Origin of the sequence: Chitinophaga sp. CC14 (assembly GCF_048957795.1) — a bacterium.
Lineage (GTDB): Bacteria > Bacteroidota > Bacteroidia > Chitinophagales > Chitinophagaceae > Chitinophaga > Chitinophaga ginsengisegetis.
The window spans coordinates 151,329-172,008 of record NZ_JARBFY010000001.1 but is presented as its reverse complement, the minus strand read 5'-3'; the positions used below and the strand labels follow the sequence as shown (position 1 = coordinate 172,008).

Below are 20,680 nucleotides of genomic sequence, written 5' to 3'. Positions count from 1 at the left end.
CCCTTATGGGTATAAGTGAACAACTGGATAGTGGTCGCCAATTGATGATTACTTGTCCCGTAATTCAACCATAAAACTAACTAAATCAACTATTTACGCATGTATAGGACGCACACTTGCGGGGAATTACGAATGGAACAGGTGGGCCAGGAAGTAACTTTGGCCGGATGGATACAGACAGTAAGAAAGTTTGGCAGCATCAATTTTTTTGACCTGCGAGACCGTTATGGTATTACTCAATTGCTGTTCGGCGAAAGCCTGAATGCAAAACTGGACGCACAGCCGCTGGGCCGTGAATTTGTAATCCAGGTAAAAGGTACTGTAACCGAGCGTTCCAATAAAAATAAAAACATCCCTACTGGTGATATCGAAATCACAGTGAGCGATTTTACCATCCTCAACGCGGCTAAAACACCGCCGTTTACCTTGCAGGATGATACCGACGGAGGAGATGAGCTGCGGATGAAATACCGCTTCCTTGATCTGCGCCGTAATATTGTAAGACAAAACCTGGAACTGCGCTACCAGGTAGGACGTGCTGCACGTAACTACCTGCACACCGCTGGTTTTATGGATATAGAAACGCCTTTCCTGATCAAATCTACCCCGGAAGGCGCCCGCGATTTCGTAGTGCCCAGCCGCATGAACCCCAACGAGTTCTATGCGCTGCCACAGTCGCCGCAAACCTTTAAGCAATTGCTGATGGTAAGTGGATACGACCGTTACTACCAGATCGTAAAATGCTTCAGGGATGAGGATCTGCGTGCAGATCGCCAGCCGGAGTTTACACAGATCGACTGTGAGATGAGCTTTGTGGACCAGGAAGACATTCTGAGCACTTTTGAGCATATGTTGAAGCATATCTTCAGGGAAATAAAAGGAATCGAATTCCCGGATGCTTTCCCACGGATGACCTTCGACGATGCGATGGAGTATTATGGTAACGACAAACCGGATATCCGCTTTGAAATGAAGCTGGTAAACCTGAACGATACCGCAAAGAATAAAGGCTTTAAAGTATTTGATGATGCAGAACTGGTAGTGGCTATTGCTGCCAAAGGTTGTGCTGAATACACCCGTAAGCAGCTGGATGAACTGACCGATTGGGTAAAACGTCCGCAGATAGGCATGAGCGGGCTCATCTATGTCAGGTATAACGCAGATGGTACACTGAAGAGCTCTGTGGATAAATTTTTTGACGAAGAACAGCTGAAGTTATGGGCGCAAAAATGTCAGGCGCAACCCGGAGATCTCATCCTGGTGCTGGCTGGCAAGGAAGAGCGTACCCGTAAAGCTGCCAGCGAACTCCGCCTGGAAATGGGTGAACGCCTCGGTTTACGCAACAAAAACGACTTTAAACCGTTGTGGGTTATAGACTTTCCGTTATTTGAATACGCCGAAGAGGAAAACCGCTGGGTGGCCCGTCACCATCCGTTTACGTCACCAAAGCCAGAGCAGATTGCCCTGATGGATGATCCTTCACAATACGCAAAAATTAAGGCTAACGCCTACGATATAGTTTTAAACGGCACAGAAGTAGGGGGTGGTTCTATCCGTATTTTCCAGCGCGACCTGCAGCAGAAAATGTTTGCAGCCCTGGGAATGAGCAAGGAAGAGGCAGAACATAAATTTGGCTTCCTGTTAGGTGCATTTGAATATGGAGCACCACCACATGGAGGCATTGCCTTCGGATTTGACCGCCTGTGTTCGCTGTTGGGTGGCAGTGAAAGTATCCGTGACTTTATCGCTTTCCCGAAAAATAATTCCGGACGCGATGTAATGCTGGATGCACCCGCTGCAATAGACCAGGTACAGCTTAATGAATTGAAGATCAGTCTGGTAAAGCAATAGTTCAGTGTGGCTGCCACCAGTTAAATGGCAGAAGCTGCTATTGCCGGCATGGTCTTTGCAAAAGAGAATGCTTTTGTCGCTAAAATCCCCTTTGATATGGCAAGGTGCCGCATCAAAGGGGATTGGCACAAATATGAGGTACAATTTTTTTTAACAAGAGATTAACGGGTTAGATAAGAAAAAGAGGAGAACGTATTGTTTAAATTTTTAAAGTAATATTGCGGTGTGATCATCGTTGATATGTGAGGTAAGAAATGATGCTGAAAACAAAGAAGGAACTATCACCTGTATCAAAAAATACTACCATGAGAATTTCAACATTCTTTAAGAGGACAGTATGGTTATGTGCGGTGTTATTATTGCTAATGCTCAGCAATGTTGGGTTTGCACAACAATCCACAAACAGTTATTTAAAGAAATTTAAACCGGTTTCTGTAGAATTGATGCAGGAAACTGGTATCCCGGCAAGTGTTATCCTGGGGATAGCTATGCTGGAATCAGGCACCGGAACAAGTAGAAATGCAAAATTGCTGCACAACCACTTTGGGATTGTAGGGAAAAATAACATTTCCAAGGCAAAGCCAGGAGCCCGGTCAGTGTACAAGCAATATGTGTCAGACATGGCTTCCTATGAGCATTTTGTGGAAGTACTGGCACGTAAGAAATGGTTCGGTGAAATGAAGGGAAACCCCGAATTTACGCTGTGGCTCAAAAAAATGAACCATAGCGGTTATTCATCTGCCGGCCATGAATGGATCAAACGAGTGACAAATATTATTAACCGCTATAAATTGTATAAGCTGGACGCAAGTATGGATAGCGTGGCAACGGAATCAGAAAAATGGTTAACCGTAGGCATGCCGGCAGCAGGCGATCAGTGATGTGCAACAGATCATAAACTATGTCCGGCAAAAATAAGTCTGCCTATCCGTTTTATATTATTTTAGGAACTTTAGTTTGTGTAGTAGGGCTTTCACAGCTCAATTACACTTTTTCATACAAAGACTTTCAATTCCGGAAGCTGGATATGTTATCAGACCTGAGAACAAATTCCACTTCCCCGGACGATCAAAAGCTTACTGCAGCCGGCAACGACAGCAGTAAGCTTTCTGGTTTAGATAGCACCCATGCTAATCTAAATGTGCCTAACCCGGATCATACCCACGACTTCATGTCGTATACCGGCATTATGGAATATGCTTCCCCGGTGCCCGGCGATTCCATCGTTGGGATGAAACAATTCCTCACCGCCCTCAAAGAACTGAAAGCCGGTAAGCGCCGCAAAGTAAGGATTGCCTATTTCGGCGACTCCATGATTGAAGGCGACCTGATCACCGGTGATCTGCGCGACAGCTTACAGCATTACTTCGGTGGAGGAGGCGTAGGATTTGTTCCCGTAACCTCTGTGGTAGCCTCTTTCAGAACTACTATCACGCATACTTTTTCTACCGACTGGAAAGATTATCACTATAAGAATTCACCACCATCTAATGTCACCCTGGGTTTATCCGGACATACTTTTTATCCCGGCGGAAACAGCTGGGTGAGGTATTCTCCTGTGAAAAAGCCATTGCTCGATAAATTCAGCGAAGTGTCTGTATTGTACGGTCCTGCTGAAGCCGGCACCATTACTATTAACGATAAAGCCTATACGATTTCAGGCACTGAACCGGTGAACAGGCTGGATCTGCAGCAGGATACCGGCGCCACGTCCGTAACGCTCCGCAATGCCGGCAGCGCCATGCCTTTTTATGGTGTTTGCTTTGAAAACGGGGATGGTGTGTATGTAGATAACTATTCGTTCAGAGGTATCAGCGGCGTGGAACTGGGCCGCTTGTCTGCCAATATGATCCGTCGCATGCAGCAGGAACGGCCTTACGACCTGGTGGTAATGCATTACGGCGCCAATGTGCTGTTCCGTCCGGAGCTCACCGACTACAGCTGGTATGAACGCCCGATGAAGAAGGTAATGGACTCACTTCGCCAGGATCTGCCGGCGACTTCATTCCTGATCATTGGTACTGCCGATAAATCTTACAGAAAAGCCGACAAATATATTACTGCACCCGGTGTGGAAGCATTGCTGAAAGTTCAGCACAACCTGGCCGCCAGCCACGGTACAGCCTACTGGAACCTTTTCGCCGCTATGGGCGGAGAAGGCGCTATGGTAAAGTGGGTAGAGGGAGACACTGTGATGGCCAACAAGGACTATACACACTTTAACAGAACGGGAGCAGCCAAAGTAGGATCGCTGCTTTACAAAGCTATTATGAATGAATACAGTCAGGCACAACAACCTTAGCGCGAAATGGGTGGCAGTGCTTTTACTGATACTCAGCGGATTTACAACTTATGCACAACAATCGGCAGATGCCGGCGCTATCCAGCAGGATACTGCCTTGTATCGTGTTTTTTCCTCGCTCTATGAAGCAGATAGTAATGTAATATCCATCCTGCACCTGGGCGACTCACATGTGCAGGCAGGCTATTTCCCACTAACGGTTGCTTCCATGTTGCAGAACCAGTTTGGTTATGCAGGCAGGGGATTTGTTTTCCCCTACAACCTGGCCGGTACTAACGGCCCGGAAGATTTTAAGTGGAACAGCACCGTAAGATGGGCATCGGAAAGAGTAGTAGATCGTAATAAGTCTGATGTACTGGGGCCCGGTGCAATTGCCATCATTTCCCAGAATGATGCACCTACTTTGTCTTTCGCCGGTAAAACAGACGGTGCGATGGATAATAGCTTCCGTAAAGTAACGCTGCTGTATGACGCCGGAAATACCAACAACACATTGGTAGTGCCGGATGCTACTGTAACGGTAACGCCTGCACCTTTTCCCGGTTCTTCCACCCTGAGCAAAGCAACCCTCGATTTTTTACAAACGTCGCAGTCTTTCCAGGCAAGATGGGAAGGCACCGGCAGCGGTCCATTCAGGTTCTACGGCGCCATTATGGAAAACAGCCGCAACGGGGTGCTGTACCACAGCGTAGGCATCAACGGCGCCATGTTTCAACACTACAATGAAATCAGCAACATCCTGCTGGCACAAATGGCCGTGCTGAAACCCAAACTGGTCATCATTTCCCTGGGCACCAATGAAGCCTATGGCGGCAGAATGGACCCGCTGGCCTTCAGGGATGAAATAGATAAAACAGTAACGCTCATCCGGGAACAGGATCCTTCCGTAAATATCCTGCTTACCACGCCACCGGATTGTATGCGTGCGGTGCGGAAAGCCACCCGGAAAAAAGTAGGTAAAAAGAAATACAGAACGATATATAGCACTGCGTATTATCCCAATCCGTATATCTCTATGGTAACGCAGCAAATCATGGGATATGCCCGGCAACATGGCATTGCCTGCTGGAATTTTAATGCGGTGAATAAAGCGCAGAAAGGTAGATTTGCAGGAGCATGGGCGCCCGACCATATTCACTTTAATGCAAGAGGATATCAGCTACAGGGACAATTATTATATGAAGCCCTGCAACGTTCTTATACACATTATTTACAGCAAACAAAGAAAAATCCAGTAACCTCCAATGATCGACATTAATAAACTGTTATACGAACTGTCGTACCATGAGTCAGACCCGGTCCTTTTTAACAGTGGGTTCTTCTTTTATTATTTTGCGATATTCCTGATGTGTTACCTGCTGGTAAGCAGGAATAAAACCGCCAGGGTATGGGTGTATACGGTATTCTCCCTCTATTTCTTTTATAAAGCCTGTGGCTATTACGTAGGACTGGTCATACTTTCAGCGATTGTGGATTTTAATTTGTCGAGATGGATCCATGAAAGCCCCGACAAAAAAGTGAAGAAATCCCTGCTGATACTAAGTATCTTTTTGAACATAGGGCTGCTGTTTTATTTCAAATACACCAACTTCTTTATAGGGATGATCAACGACATCACAGCGGGGCATATTTCCACGCTGAAGCTGATCCTGCCTATTGGTATCTCCTTCTATACTTTCGAAAATCTTAGTTATACCATAGATGTTTACCGGGATGAAATTAAGCCGGTAGATAATTTCATGGATTATCTTTTTTTCCTGTCTTTCTTCCCGAAACTGATGATGGGGCCTATTGTGCGTGCGGCAGATTTTATCCCGCAGATCTCGATGCCTTACCGTCTCAGCTCCGAGGATATTGGCAAAGGGATGTACCTGATCATGGGAGGATTGTTCAAAAAGATTGTGATCTCGGATTTCATCTACCAGAACTTCGTACAATATATTTTTGATGATCCCAGCAAGCATACAGGCCTGGAATGTTTGATGGGCGTGTATGGCTATGCGTTGGTGATTTATTGCGATTTCTCCGGTTATTCTGATATGGCATTGGGTATTGCCCGGTGGACCGGTTTTAAAATTCCGCCTAACTTCGATTCTCCTTACCAGAGTTCTTCCATTACAGAGTTCTGGCGCCGCTGGCATATTTCCCTGTCCAGCTGGCTGAGGGATTACCTGTATATACCGCTGGGCGGTAACCGTAAAGGCAAGGTGCGCCAGTATGTTAACCTGGCGCTGACGATGCTGATTGGTGGCTTCTGGCATGGCGCCAGCTGGAACTTTATTTTCTGGGGAGCGATGCACGGCGGTGCACTGGCGCTCGACAAAGTGCGTATCGACTACCTGAAGAAAAGCAAAACAGTGATCACCGGGTGGAAAGCCAGTTTCCTGAAGGTCCTCGGTGTGCTTATCACGTTCCACTTTGTGTGTTTCTGCTGGGTATTCTTCAAGGCATCTACCTTTCATGATGCCTGGTCGCTGATCCACCAGGTGGTATATGATTTCCAGCCAGAAATTGCGCTGGAGCTGTACAACGGCTACACTGCTGTATTCTGGGTGATGATACTTGGCTTCATATTACATTTCCTGCCTTCAAAAGTGGAATTTTCTGTAGAGAAAATACTGGGACGTATCCCGGTAGCAGGTAGCGTAGCCATCATGGTCGCTTTCATTTGGTTGCTGGTGCAGGTAAAAAGCACGCAACCTATGATCCCGATTTACTTCCAGTTCTAACCTGATTTACCGTTTTTGCCAGGGGATATAGATTTCAGATTCATTTTCGCCTGTGAGCGAGATGAAGAAATGGTTGCCGCTCATCTTGAAATATCCTGACCGGCAGCTGTTGTTAATGAATTCATACATGGGCAATCCTGCCGCTGCAAAGTTCATGGGCACAGGCAGCTTTTTGTAGTTGCCTGCCGGAACACGTTTGGTAAAAAGACTGAATGGTTCCTGGAAAGAGCTCCGTACCTGGTTGTGCGCTTTGTCGTACTCGTTATGCATAGGAATCATAATCCCCACATACATCAGCATCCTTGAATAGTCGGTAACAGGTACAATGTCCAATGTACCGGTGATGATCATGGCGCCGGGCAGTTCCAGCGACGTTTTAATAGCATACAGCTGCTTCTGGTAATTACCCAGGTAGTCTACCATTGTTCTCACGGGATCGCTGTTCCGTGGAAGGATATTATAATACAACATGTAATCCTGCAGCTTTATATCTTCGGTCCGGTCCGGGGTGAAAATAACGTGTTGCGGGTCATCATGTGGATTAGAAGCAATTTTGGTGCGTGCCAGTGTATTCTTTTCGTTTACCAGGTAAAGCCTGTTGCGGAAGCTGATGGGCGCTTCGTGAAAGAATTCCCGGAATGCCTTGTTGAAGCTGGATTGCGTATACCCGCACAATTCACTGATCGTTCCTACATTGTAATCGCTGTGCCGCAGGTATCCTGCACCTGCTTCCAGCCGCCTTATTTTGGTGAAATGTATGTACGACATCCCGTACATTTCCGCAAACTTGTGCGAGAAGTTGTCAACAGATTCGCTGATCAGCGCCGCTACTTCCTTCAGTCCGCGATCGCCCTGCGGATCGTCATGAGATAGCGCAATGGCCTGTTGGATTTTCTTCTCCCAATGGTTAAATGTTGATGTTTTCATGGAGGCATATTTTGGAGTATGCCGAATTTAAGGGAAAGTCTGCCGGCAACAGAGGAGCGGGCCGGAACAGGACCGGATTAACGAGCGATTAACGATTTAAGGCCTCCGGTGTTAAACAACTGGGTTAAATAAAGGCTAATTCTATACTTTTGCGCAATAATTTCAGAACCTGATGCGCACTGCCAGAATTTTTCCGATCGTTATTTTGATGTTATGTTTCACGGGAACTGCCCGTGCGCAATTCCTCATGGATATGATAGACACTACCACTGAAATGGGAAAGGGGATGATATCCATGTATATGAAGTATGATGCGCTGCGTTTTAGCGGCTATATCCAGCCCCAATTCCAGATGGCGCAGTCGAGAGGTGCCCAGAGCTACGCGGGGGGAAATTTTCCGGCAGCCTCGGATAATCGCTTTACCCTGCGACGGGGACGTATCCGGGTGGATTATGAGCGCTATAACAAACAGGATATGCCGGTAGTACAGTTTGCTTTCCAGTTCGATGGAACAGAGAGGGGCGTAAATATCCGCGATTTCTATGGTCGTTTTTTTGAGACGAAATTCAATTTGTTCTCACTGGTGGGAGGGATGTTTGCCCGCCCTTTTGGTTATGAGGTAAACCTGTCGTCGGCAGATCGTGAAACCCCCGAGCGCGGGCGGATGTCACAGATCCTGATGCGAACGGAGCGTGACCTCGGGGCAATGGTGTCTTTTGAACCCCGCCGTAAGGATCATCCCCTGCGTTTCCTCAAAATAGATGTGGGGGCTTTCAACGGGCAGGGGCTCACGGCCACTACCGACTTCGACAGCCATAAAGATTTTATAGGCCGCATTGCCATAAAGCCCCGGAAAATAAAGGGTACAAAAAGCCAGTTATCGGGTGGGGCATCTGTGTTGTACGGCGGTATGCAGCAGTTTACCAAGCAGATCCGCACCATGGGGACCGCCGGCGGCAAGCCTGTTTTTATGATAGATTCCTTGGTATCCAATGTCGGTAAAATTGCGCCCCGGCATTATTACGGTGCAGATGTGCAATGGAAGATTTCCAATGGAGAAGGGAAAGGGTTTACCCAGTTTAGGGCTGAGTACCTCCGCGGCCGGCAAACAGCTACTGCCTTAACTACCGAAACGCCGGGCGTTATACCAGTGGAGGCCGACGGAAGGCTGCAACCCCTCTACATCCGCAATTTCGACGGGGCTTATCTCTATTATATTCAAAACCTGGGTAGCATAAAACACCAGGCTGTACTGAAATACGACTGGTACGACCCCAATACAAAAGTGAAAGGGAAAGACATCGGCGCACCCGGCGCAGGACTCACCCCCGCGGATATACGCTATAACACCGTGGGTATTGGCTACCTGTATTATGCAAACGAACACCTGAAGTTCATGGTGTATTACGACTGGGTAACCAACGAAAGCACTGAACTGGATGGTTACAAGGACGACCTGAAAGATAATGTGCTTACCTGCAGGATGCAGTATCGTTTCTGATTACTTTATTCTCTTCCGGATTCCATCGTAAACCCAAACGTACTGCCTATTTCGGGCTTGCTGCGCACGGTAATGGATTGGTCGTGGGCTTCCACAATGTGTTTTACGATAGCGAGTCCGAGGCCGGTACCGCCAATATCGCGGCTGCGCGCCCTGTCGGTACGGTAAAACCGTTCAAATACACGCGGCAGGTGTTCTTCTGCCATGCCGATACCATCGTCGGAAATTTCGATCAGCACTCTTTTTCCATCCATGCTGTAAACGCTGGCAATGGTATGCCCGTCCGGTTTGCCGTATTTGATGGAGTTATCTACCAGGTTAATGAGTACCTGGCGGATCTTTTCTTTATCGGCGTATACCGGCTGCGGTGCTTCGCAGCCTTTCTTGATGCTGAACTTAATGCCTTTGGTATTGGCTTTCAGCGACAGGGTATCAAACACATCTTTGATCAGGTCCTGGATTACGAATACTTCGGCATTAACCGTCATTTCGCCGCTTTCCAGTTTGGATATTTCATCCAGGTCATCGATCAGCCGGCAAAGGCGGTCGATGTTTTTGGTGGCGTTTTTCAGGAACAGCTTATTTACGTTGGGATCTTCCAGCGCGCCATCCAGGAGGGTGTGAATATAGCCCTGAACGGCAAAAATGGGCGTTTTCAGCTCGTGGGAAAGGTTCAGCAGGAACTCCTTACGGAACTCTTCGTTCCGGCGCAGGTTGTCCAGTTCTTCCTTTTTCTGGCTGGCCCATTTTTCCACATCTTCACTTACTTCTTCAATAGTTTTCAGGGGAAGAATATTCTTTTGGAAAAACTCTTCTCTCTTGGACGCTTTCGTTTGGTAAATGAATTTATAGATCAGCTTTATCTTCCTGTAAATAAAATTCTGCAGGGTATAAAGGTACAGGTAATATGATACCAGGAAAGTCAGCACAAAGGCTCCCACTACTACTTTCCAGTTGCCGTCTATCACCAGGCTGCCCAGTGCAATAACGGCTGATATCACAAGGGCTGTAAATCCCGCTAACTTCTGAGGGGACAGGTTTTTTGCTTTAAACATACTCCAAAGTGAGTAATTAAGGTAATAATGGGAAATTACTTTAAATTTTTTACTTGACAACAGTAATAGCTTTTGACCGCCGGCATTTGCCTGCCGGGGAACGATGTTTTGGTGGGATTTGAACAGGCTGCCGGCACTGTACTGCCAACAGCCAAAGGCTAACGGGGCGGGTGGCTACATTTCAAATTTATAGCCAACGCCTTTTACAGTAGTGATCAGGTCGATCCCTATTTTCTGGCGTATTTTACGGATATGTACATCGATGGTGCGGTCGCCCACAATCACTTCAGTACCCCATACCTGGTTAAGGATTTCGTTGCGCAGAAACACACGGCCGGGTTTGGAAGCCAGTAACTGCAGCAGTTCAAACTCTTTTTTCGCCAGGATGATTTCCTGTCCTTTGTACGTCACCGTGAATTTCTCCCGGTCGATGATCAGGTCGCCCAGTGTTACGCGGGTTTCCTCTGGTTTGTGCAAACGGCGGAAGAGCGCGTTGATGCGGCTTACCAGCAATTTGGGTTTAATGGGTTTGGCGATGTAATCATCTGCTCCCATGTTCAGGCCGTCTACTTCAGATTTTTCATCATTGAGCGCAGTTAAAAACAATACCATCGTGTCTTTGAACTCAGGGATCTTCCTGATTTCGCGGCAGGTATCGATCCCGTTCTTGTTCGGCATCATGATATCCAGCATAATCAGATCCGGTCTGAATATTTTTGCTTTCTGGATAGCCTCGCTGCCGTCTTTCGCTGTTACGGTATCGTAACCCGCTGTTTTGAGATTATAACTGATAATTTCCAGAATATCCAATTCGTCATCTACTACCAGAATTTTTCCTGCAACCGCTTGGTCTATCATAAATTTTGCTTTTAAAAAGACGGGACAAAATTATAAAGCCATCTCCGTGATTAATGGAAAATTAACATTATGAAATTGTTAATTCAATATCAGACTGGTTTTCCGCGTTCCAAGGCAAGGTACGCCAAATAACAATGCGGCATCAATATGTCAATTATTCAACATCCATAGGGATGTGATTATGATCACACTGAATAACGGCCTACTTTTTCAAAGTTATTTTGAACCGGTCACAGGCTCCAAACGACAGTTCTAGTTATAGATGGAATAATTAAAATATATTTCCCGCTAAAAAACAAAAGATAGCAACGAAGTGCTGGCAAACTCTGTATTTGGTTGTAAATTTGCTATCTGGTCCTTGCGAAAAGATCACTTTAGTATGAGAAGATTTTTATTAATAATGACGCTGACGGTCCTGGCGGTCAGCCAAATGCAGGCACAAAGCAGCCACCATCCGATTCCAATCAGCAGACAGGGCTTTCATGACAACATCGATAAAGAACAGGCCGCTGCCGCCAAATTTGATGGCAAAGCAGATGACCTCGTAAAAGTATCTGATGACCAGACTATCAACCTGCAGGTAACCAACGCCCTGATCAAGGAAGTAGACGACATGCAGCAGGAGATAGAAGACAACGATTCACTGGATCACCGGCTGAAAGTAAAATACCTTTCTGCCATCTATGTAACGCTGAAAGATTATAACCAGAAACGTTCGCGCCGTAACATCGACCCGGAAGAAGCGCCCGCTATGATAGCCGCTTTCCGCAATATGATGCATGCGGATATCAAAGGACAAAGCATTCTGCCCTATATCAATAATCTTTCTTACGATGCCTCCGAAAGGATCATCGAATCCTTCCGGGATAACCCCGGCTACAAAGAAGCCAGGGGACAGGTATTCACAAAATATGCTTTCAGCAACCTTGAAACCGTAATGCCCAAACTGGGAGATTATCTCAACTATCCGGGCACCGATTCCATTGTAGCTGCTGTAGCCCGTAAATACCCCAACCAGGTACTTACCTACGCTACCTCTTACACGCCAATGGCCAATGCCATCAAGCGTAACCAGGATCCTATTGTACAACAGATTGTACGCATCGGACAGTCGCCCCAAAGCACCAAGATATTACCTTTTATAGATGAACTCCTGGCCGGCACCACCACTGTTGATAAACTGGAAGCCATTGTAGACAACGACTACCAGTACTTCAAACAAATGGTGAAGTCCACCATCGCCTTGCAGAAACTGAAAGCCGACGGGCAAAATCCATTCGGCCTGAAAGCCATGATGGAAAACATGCAGGCAAAATCGCTGCTGTATATCCGCTCGGTAAACGACCTGCATGAAGAACCCGCCCCGGTAAGGTTCGCCATCGTTAAAAACTTTACGCCGGAAGAACTCTACTACCTGATCATCAACGGCCAGGAAGAACTGTATACCTCCAGCTATACCAATCACAGCAACGCCGGTTTATACGACCAGATGATGCTTCGCATGAAACCTCCGCGTGGCGACAGCTTACTGATGGTGGTGAATTTCGACCGCTTCAAAAAGTTCATCGCAATGGCCGCCGGCTTCAATACCCTGGATCACTTCCTGAAATCTATGGCCCCGGAAAATTCCAACTATCTCATGCAGAAATATGTGCAGAACCTGGAAAAAACCGAAGACCTGGAAGATGCGGTGGACGTAGCCAATTCCTTTGGCAGTATCCGCGACGAGAAACTGCTGGAATTCCTCCGTGTGGAAGTGAAGAAGAACCTGAACTACGTAAAGAAGCATAGTGATAAACGCGGTACGGTTATCTATCAACTGCTCAGCAGCCTGTTTGAAACCGAATCAAAATCAGAAAACGATTCTTCCAAAGCCACCGATATGGCTGCCAAGCTCCAGCTGCCGCCAATCAATTATGTTACCTATAATACGCTGGAAAGTGACAGTGGCAGGGTATACCAGCAGGTATTTTTTTATGGAGATAAAGACGGACAGGAATCTTTCGCCAGCTTCATGACCAATTTCCCTTCGTCCGACTGGAGAGTGAGCAAAAATAAATACTGGGCTACCATCACTTCGCTGAAAGGAAAAGCCACTACCATTTATGCAAACCTGCCCACAGATGAACCTGCGGATAAAGAGGCGATTTCCAAACTGTCTGAATACCTGGATGAAAACGATATCCATCCTACCATTTTCATTCACCGTGGCCACAGTTATCATATCAATACCACACTGGAAAATCTCCAGAGCTCTGCTAAGATAGTAGTGCTGGGTTCCTGTGGCGGTTATCATAACCTGGCTACCGTACTGGAGAAATCACCGGAAGCGCATATCATTTCTTCCAAACAGGTAGGTACCCGTTTTGTAAATGAACCGATCATTCACAGCCTGGAAGACCAGGTACGTTCCGGTAAAAATGTGGACTGGGTAATCATGTGGGCGCAGCTTACGAAGAAATTTGCAGGAGATGCCCGTAACAAGGACCTTTTCAGTGATTATGTACCGCCTCATAAAAACCTCGGCGCCATATTCATTAAAGCTTACAAGCAAATTATGAAAGACGAAAAGAAGTAACATATTTTATCAGCATATTACCGGAAGGCGCAGGATTCCTGCGCCTTTCTTTTTTGTATATCCCGGGTGGCCTGTAAACCCTCCGGCGTAATTATTTTTTATCGTACGTTTGTTGGGTAGTTTAAACCTGGCACATTGGAAAATCTTGCGGTAAAGAAAGTATTTGATTTCAGTTTATTACGGCGCATATTCTCATTCGCGGCCCCTTACAAACGATCCTTCTACATCTCCATGATATTAACGGTTGTACTGGCCGCTATTTCCCCGTTACGCCCTTACCTGATCCAGGTAACGGTTGATAAATATATAGCCGGTCAGCTGATGCAGATGCTGATCCTGGTTACTGTTGTACAGATAGGGTTGTTATTGCTGGAAACAGTGGTCCGGTTCTATTTTTCCTACCTCACCAACTGGCTGGGACAATCTGTGGTGAAAGACCTGCGCGTAACAGTGTATAAAAAGATCGTTCACCTGAACCTGGCATTTTTTGATAAAACCCCTATTGGTACGCTCACTACAAGAACGATCAATGATATTGAGGCGATCAATGATGTGTTTTCCGAAGGGATTATTTCTATTGTGGCAGATCTGCTGATGATCATTGCCATATTGGGAGTGATGTTTATGGAAGACTGGCGCCTGACGCTCATCAGCCTGTCGCCTTTTCCGATACTGATCTTTGCTACCTATATCTTTAAAGAAAGTGTGAATAAATCCTTTTACAGGGTCCGTAATGCGGTGTCGGCGCTCAACGCCTTTGTGCAGGAGCACCTCACGGGGATGGTAGTGGTGCAGGCGTTTACGGCGGAGAAAAGGGAGTTTGCCCGTTTCAAACATATTAACAGGGAGCATCGCAAAGCGAATATTGACGCCATTTTTGCTTATTCCGTTTTCTTCCCGGTAGTGGAAATTATCCTGGCTATTTCCCTGGGATTAATGGTATGGTGGGGCGCCAACAAGGTGCTGAATTACGAAGTAACCCAGGGAGTGATGATCGCGTTTATCATGTACCTCAATATGCTGTTCCGCCCGCTGCGGATGCTGGCGGATAAGTTCAATACGCTGCAGATGGGTATGGTGGCCAGCGAACGGGTATTTAAAGTACTGGACAACCAGGATTATATCCCGGACAGGGGGCATCAGAGCGCTGAGAAGATGAAAGGCGCTATCACCTTTGATAATGTAAGTTTTGCGTATATAGATGATCGTTATGTGCTGAAAAACATCAGCTTTCATGCAAATCCGGGCGATACGGTGGCGATTGTGGGGCATACTGGTTCCGGTAAAACTACCATCATCAGTATCCTGAACAGGTTATATGAAATTCAGAAAGGGAGTATTAAGATCGATGATATTGAGCTGCCGGCTTACTCGCTGGAGTCGTTACGCAGCAAAATAGGGGTGGTGTTGCAGGACGTGTTCCTGTTTGCCGGGTCTATTTATGATAACATTACGTTGCACAACAGCAATATCAGCAGGGCGAAGGTGGAAGAGGCTTCCCGGCTGATAGGGATCCATGATTTTATCATGCAGCTGCCTGGCGGGTACGACTACCAGGTGATGGAGCGGGGCAGCACCCTTTCCCTGGGGCAGCGTCAGCTGATCTCCTTTGTGCGGGCGTTGCTGTACGATCCGGCCATCCTGGTGCTGGATGAGGCTACGTCATCTGTGGATACCGAGTCGGAAATGATGATCCAGCAGGCGATTGACAAGCTGATTGCCGACCGTACCGCTATTATTATTGCGCACCGTCTTTCTACCATCAGTAAGGCCGATAAAATTATCGTGCTGGATAAGGGGGAAATTAAGGAGATGGGTACCCACGAAGAGTTACTGAAGCAGGAAGGGTTTTACTTCAAGCTGCATAGTATGCAGTTTAACGTGAGTAAGGTGTAGGAAAATGAATTAAGAAAATATTAATATGAAATACTTTAACGGGCTGTTGATTTCAACAGCCTTTTTTGATGGAAAAAAAACAGCCATTTTTTAGTTACAAGAAGCTGGTTATCAGTATAATTACGATATATCTTACTTTTTTTCCGTAGTCGCTTAATTTTGAAGATAAAAACGAGTATCTTTGCGCAAAATTTCAGAAAACGGTGATTTCTTTCAATTGGTTCAAACATAGAATGGTAGCACTTGTGTTGGTTTTAGGCCTGCACAGTTTTAGTAATTTTTCCTTTGCACAGGAAGTTTCCCACCATGAAACGGCAGCAACTGCCCCTCATGAAGGAGAAGAAGGTAAGGGGGGAGAAGAAGGTGAGCCTAAAAAATTTGATGCTAAGGAAGTAATTCTGGGACACGTAAAGGATGCCCACGACTGGCACCTGTTCAGCATTGGTGAAAAACACGTAACTGTTCCGTTACCGGTGATCATTTACAATCCTGCACGCGGTACCTCCGTATTTTCGTCTTCTAAATTTGAGCATGGTCATGCGGCGTATGATGGTTACCAGCTGGTAAACGCGCACTACCTGCATGAGAAAGGGCTGGACCCGGCCAAATACATGGATGGCAAGGTGATCGCAGTGGATGCCAATGGCAATCCAACCGACGAGCCGATCTATGATTTCTCCATGACCAAGAATATCACTTCCATGATCATTGCCGCAGTATTGCTGGTAATCCTGATGCTGAATGTAGCGAAGGCTTACAGGGTACGTGGTTCCAAGAAAGCCCCTAAAGGTTTCCAGAGCCTGATGGAGCCGGTGATCATTTTCATGCGCGATGAAGTGGTAAAGCCTAATATTCCCGGTAAGCATGCAGAAAGGTATACGCCTTTTATCCTGACGATATTCTTTTTTATTCTGATTAACAACCTGTTGGGTCTGTTGCCTGGTTCTGCCAACGTAACAGGTAACCTGGCGGTAACGGCGGCACTGGCTATCATCAGCTTTATTGCCACTATGTTCAGCACCAACAAACATTTCTGGGGTCACATTTTCAATCCTCCGGTTCCGTTTGGCGTTAAGTTTATCCTGGCGCCGGTAGAGCTGATCGGTGTATTTACCAAACCGGTTTCACTGATGATCAGGTTATTTGCCAATATCCTGGCAGGTCACATTATCATCCTGAGTATTATATCCCTGGTGTTCATCTTCGGATCTTTAAATAAGGCAGCTGGTTACGGCTTCCTGCCTATCACTGTTCTGTTCAACATTGTAATGATGATGCTGGAATTGCTGGTAGCATTTATCCAGGCGTTCATCTTTGCTAACCTGACAGCCGTATTTATTGGCCAGGCAATGGAAGGTGCACACGATGAGGCACACCACTAAGCATACAGGAATTAGCTTTTAGCCTTTTGCCAAAAAGTTAAATACCAACCGCTTTATTAAATCGAAATTTTTTATAATTCAAATACATATTCATTATGGCACTTTTGTCTATTTTATTGCAGGCTGCTGCTGCATCTGGTCTGGCTAAAGCTGGTGGTGCTGTTGGTGCTGGTATCGCGGCTATCGCTGCTGGTATTGGTGTTGGTAACATCGGTAAGAGCGCTCTGGAGTCTATCGCTCGTCAACCAGAAGCTGCTAACGACATCCGTGCGAACATGATCCTGGCTGCTGCGCTGGTTGAGGGTGTTGCTCTCTTCGGTGTAATCGCTGGTCTGTTGGCGGTAGTTCTGTAAGCCAAACTTTTTACTGCATCCGGCGCACAGGGCAATGGATGCAGTAATCTTTTGTTACAGACAAATCATCAAACTACCTGAAATCAGAAAATATCAACATCAAAAAAATAATAAAATTCTAATTATATGGATCTGTTGCAACCCGCGTTAGGCTTGTTTCTTATTTCATTATTCATTTTCATCGTCGTTTTCCTGATTCTGAAAAAATTCGCCTGGACTCCCATCCTCGCTACCCTGAAGGAAAGGGAAGGTTCCATCACTGAATCTATCGCTACTGCAGAAAGAGTAAAGGAAGAAATGGCCCAGATGAAAGCTGAACATGAACATGTGCTGGCGGAAGCTAAAGCTGAAAGAAGCAAGATCCTGAAAGAAGCTAAAGACGCGAAAGATATGATCATCAGCGAAGCCAAAACACAAGCGCAGGCAGAAGCAAAGAAGATCATCAGTGAAGCTTACACCGCTATCGAAAACCAGAAAATGGCTGCGTTAACGGATGTGAAAAACCAGGTAGGTAACCTCGTGATTGAAGTAGCAGAGAAAGTGCTGAGAAGAGAACTGGCTGATAAAACAGCTCAGGAAGGTTACGTGAAACAACTGGCAGGAGAAATCAAATTGAACTAAGATATTAGCCATTAGCTCTACAGGCTAACCGCTAAAAGCTAAAAGCTTTTTTAATATGCAGAATCCCCGTTTAGCATCCCGGTATGCAAAATCATTGATAGGACTGGCTCAGGAACTGAACCAGCTGGAAGTGGTGCATACAGACATGCTGTTCTTACAACAGGTGATGAAAAGCAACCCCGATGTGGTGAGTTTGCTTAAAAGCCCTATCATAAAGGCCGATAAAAAGCAGAAGATACTGGCTGCCATATTTGAAGGCCGCATCAGTGCTGCCACCATTTCCTTTATCAACCTGCTGGTGAACAAAGGCCGTGAAAGCGCACTGGCTGAAATGACCACTGAGTTTACCCGCCAGTACATGGTACTGAAAAACATCAGCCCGGTGAAAATCACTACCGCTGTTGCTTTGGATAATGCCACCCTGGATGTGATCAAACAGAAAATTGCCAGCGAAACAACGCAGCAGATCCAGCTGGAAACAGCGGTGAATGCTGACCTGATCGGCGGTTTCGTACTGGAAGCCAACGACCAGTTGTTCGATGCTTCTATCCTGCGTGATCTGAAAGATATTAAACAACAGTTTAACAAGAACATTTACGTATCTGACTTACGTTAATCTATACAGCAGCCGCTGCGTACACGCAAAGCTGTTGTCGTTATACTAATTTTCTCTAACGACTTTTTTTAAAATCATAATTATGGTTGATATTAAACCTGATGAAATTTCGGCGATTTTACGCCAGCAGTTAAGCAACTTCAATGCTTCTGCCGACCTGGAAGAGGTAGGTACTGTATTACAGGTGGGTGATGGTATTGCCCGCATATACGGATTAGGCAATGTAGGTTATGGTGAACTGGTTGAATTCAGCAATGGCGTAAAAGCAATTGCACTGAACCTGGAAGAAGACAACGTGGGTGTGGTATTGATGGGTCAGTCAGCAGGTATTAAAGAAGGTGATAAAGTACGTCGTACCAAGAAGATCGCTTCCATTAACGTGGGTGAAGGTGTTGTTGGCCGCGTAATCAATACACTGGGTGAGCCTATCGATGGTAAAGGCCCTATCAAAGGTGAACTGTATGAAATGCCGCTGGAGCGTAAAGCGCCGGGTGTTCTGTACCGTGAACCAGTAAAAGAACCACTGCAAACAGGTGTAAAAGCAATTGATGCGATGATCCCTGTTGGTCGTGGTCAGCGTGAGCTGGTAATTGGTGACCGTCAGACAGGTAAAACAGCGATCTGTATTGATACGATCATCAACCAGAAAGAATTTTATGATGCAGGTAAACCTGTTTATTGCATATACGTGGCAATTGGCCAGAAAGCATCTACTGTTGCCGGTGTAATGAAAACATTACAGGAAGCAGGTGCTATGGCTTACACTACCATCGTAGCGGCCAACGCTGCTGATCCTGCACCGCTGCAGTTCTACGCTCCGTTTGCCGGCGCTGCAATCGGTGAATTCTTCCGTGACTCAGGTCGTCCTGCACTGATCGTTTATGATGATCTGTCCAAACAGGCGGTTGCTTACCGTGAGGTATCCCTGTTGCTGAAACGTCCTCCTGGCCGTGAAGCATATCCTGGTGACGTATTCTACCTGCATAGCCGTTTACTCGAGCGTGCTGCGAAAATCATCAGCAATGATGCCATCGCAAAACAGATGAACGACTTACCTGAATCTATCAGACACCTGGTAAAAGGTGGTGGTTCCCTGACAGCATTGCCTATCATCGAAACACAGGCGAGTGACGTATCTGCTTACATCCCTACCAACGTAATCTCCATCACCGATGGTCAGATCTTCCTGGAAGGTAACCTGTTCAACGCCGGTATCCGTCCTGCGATCAACGTAGGTATCTCTGTAAGCCGCGTGGGTGGTAACGCACAGATCAAATCCATGAAGAAAGTATCTGGTACCCTGAAACTCGATCAGGCTCAATACCGCGAAATGGAGGCCTTCTCCAAATTCGGTGGTGACCTGGATGCTGCTACCAAAGCAGTTATCGATAAAGGTGCCCGTAACGTGGAAATCCTGAAACAGGCTCAGTTCAGCCCGTACGCCGTAGAAAAACAGGTAGCTATGATTTACCTGGGTACGAACGGTTTGCTGCGTGATGTTCCTGTTAAACAGGTACGTGCTTTCGAAGAAGCTTTCCTGAATGAAATGCAGGTGCGCTTACCGGAAGTACTCGCTGAATTCAAGAAAGGTAACCTGCCTGAAGATGGCATCAAGAAAATGGTTACCCTGGCTAATGAACTGAAGCCAAGATTCGCATAAATAACAGCGTTCATCGCTAAAAATATAAACACCCTTTGCCGTCAGGCGAAGGGTGTTTTTTTGTGTTGATACCCCTGTGCCTTTTTATATAAGAATGTCATTATATTATTTTTTATAAATCTTTTAAAAAAGAAAATATAATTGAACCGCGTTTTATATGGAGAGGTCGCTATACATTTGCTATTATAGTCCGTATCCAAAATCTTATTCGTCAGGGTTCCTGACAAGTTCATAATCCCCACTAAGAGTACTGTTCATTACCTCGCCACTTAGGAGCAAGTAAACACCAAAATTGAATCCGTGCGCCGTCTGTAAGCAAGTAGTTCGTCTTTTTTTCTTCAGTATTATTTT

16 protein-coding genes are annotated in these 20,680 nt (G+C 46.2%); 13 read left to right on the top strand and 3 right to left on the bottom strand.

Features of this window, described 5'->3' with window-relative positions:
• Positions 1-99: 99 nt before the first annotated feature.
• From aspS to PV783_RS00695, 5 genes are all read left to right on the top strand, one after another.
• A complete protein-coding gene (aspS, locus tag PV783_RS00715; protein WP_079471027.1) occupies positions 100-1,851 on the top strand; it encodes an aspartate--tRNA ligase in 1,752 nt (583 codons plus the stop codon).
• 305 nt (positions 1,852-2,156) lie between these two features.
• The gene (locus PV783_RS00710; protein WP_420986868.1) at positions 2,157-2,732 is read left to right on the top strand and encodes a glucosaminidase domain-containing protein; all 576 of its coding nucleotides are present in this window, start codon (positions 2,157-2,159) and stop codon (positions 2,730-2,732) included.
• A gap of 20 nt (positions 2,733-2,752) precedes the next feature.
• A complete protein-coding gene (locus PV783_RS00705; protein WP_420986867.1) occupies positions 2,753-4,153 on the top strand; it encodes a hypothetical protein in 1,401 nt (466 codons plus the stop codon).
• A complete protein-coding gene (locus PV783_RS00700) occupies positions 4,125-5,411 on the top strand; it encodes a GDSL-type esterase/lipase family protein (protein WP_420986866.1) in 1,287 nt (428 codons plus the stop codon). The genes PV783_RS00705 and PV783_RS00700 overlap by 29 nt, the downstream gene beginning before the upstream one ends.
• Positions 5,398-6,882 (top strand): MBOAT family O-acyltransferase, encoded by a 1,485-nt coding sequence (locus PV783_RS00695; protein ID WP_420986865.1) that lies wholly within the window; start codon positions 5,398-5,400, stop codon positions 6,880-6,882. Before PV783_RS00700 ends, PV783_RS00695 begins: the two co-directional genes overlap by 14 nt.
• Positions 6,883-6,888: 6 nt before the next feature.
• Here PV783_RS00695 and PV783_RS00690 read toward each other — a convergent pair whose 3' ends face one another.
• Entirely contained in the window at positions 6,889-7,809 is a 921-nt protein-coding gene (locus PV783_RS00690; protein ID WP_420986864.1) for a helix-turn-helix transcriptional regulator, read from the bottom strand.
• Positions 7,810-8,056: 247 nt separating this feature from the next.
• On the opposite strand from PV783_RS00690, the gene PV783_RS00685 reads away from it, so the two are divergent.
• Positions 8,057-9,310: a porin gene (locus PV783_RS00685; protein WP_420986863.1), complete on the top strand. Its 1,254-nt coding sequence runs from the start codon at positions 8,057-8,059 to the stop codon at positions 9,308-9,310.
• 5 nt (positions 9,311-9,315) lie between these two features.
• On the opposite strand, the gene PV783_RS00680 is transcribed toward PV783_RS00685, so the two are convergent.
• The gene (locus PV783_RS00680; protein ID WP_168771500.1) at positions 9,316-10,365 is read right to left on the bottom strand and encodes a sensor histidine kinase; all 1,050 of its coding nucleotides are present in this window, start codon (positions 10,363-10,365) and stop codon (positions 9,316-9,318) included.
• Between the two features lie 174 nt (positions 10,366-10,539).
• Entirely contained in the window at positions 10,540-11,223 is a 684-nt protein-coding gene (locus PV783_RS00675) for a response regulator transcription factor (protein WP_079471020.1), read from the bottom strand.
• A 379-nt stretch (positions 11,224-11,602) separates the two neighbouring features.
• On the opposite strand from PV783_RS00675, the gene PV783_RS00670 reads away from it, so the two are divergent.
• From PV783_RS00670 to atpA, 7 genes are all read left to right on the top strand, one after another.
• Positions 11,603-13,801, top strand: a complete 2,199-nt coding sequence (locus PV783_RS00670) for a hypothetical protein (RefSeq protein ID WP_133256264.1) — start codon at positions 11,603-11,605, stop codon at positions 13,799-13,801.
• Between the two features lie 135 nt (positions 13,802-13,936).
• The gene (locus tag PV783_RS00665; protein ID WP_336389024.1) at positions 13,937-15,697 is read left to right on the top strand and encodes an ABC transporter ATP-binding protein; all 1,761 of its coding nucleotides are present in this window, start codon (positions 13,937-13,939) and stop codon (positions 15,695-15,697) included.
• A 233-nt stretch (positions 15,698-15,930) separates the two neighbouring features.
• Positions 15,931-17,079, top strand: a complete 1,149-nt coding sequence (atpB, locus tag PV783_RS00660; RefSeq protein ID WP_235015958.1) for a F0F1 ATP synthase subunit A — start codon at positions 15,931-15,933, stop codon at positions 17,077-17,079.
• Positions 17,080-17,174: 95 nt separating this feature from the next.
• A complete protein-coding gene (gene atpE, locus PV783_RS00655; protein ID WP_079471016.1) occupies positions 17,175-17,432 on the top strand; it encodes an ATP synthase F0 subunit C in 258 nt (85 codons plus the stop codon).
• 126 nt (positions 17,433-17,558) lie between these two features.
• Positions 17,559-18,053, top strand: a complete 495-nt coding sequence (gene atpF, locus PV783_RS00650) for a F0F1 ATP synthase subunit B (protein ID WP_079471015.1) — start codon at positions 17,559-17,561, stop codon at positions 18,051-18,053.
• Positions 18,054-18,108: 55 nt separating this feature from the next.
• Entirely contained in the window at positions 18,109-18,669 is a 561-nt protein-coding gene (atpH, locus tag PV783_RS00645) for an ATP synthase F1 subunit delta (protein ID WP_420986862.1), read from the top strand.
• Between the two features lie 82 nt (positions 18,670-18,751).
• Positions 18,752-20,329 (top strand): F0F1 ATP synthase subunit alpha, encoded by a 1,578-nt coding sequence (gene atpA / locus PV783_RS00640; RefSeq protein ID WP_079471013.1) that lies wholly within the window; start codon positions 18,752-18,754, stop codon positions 20,327-20,329.
• Positions 20,330-20,680: the final 351 nt, after the last annotated feature.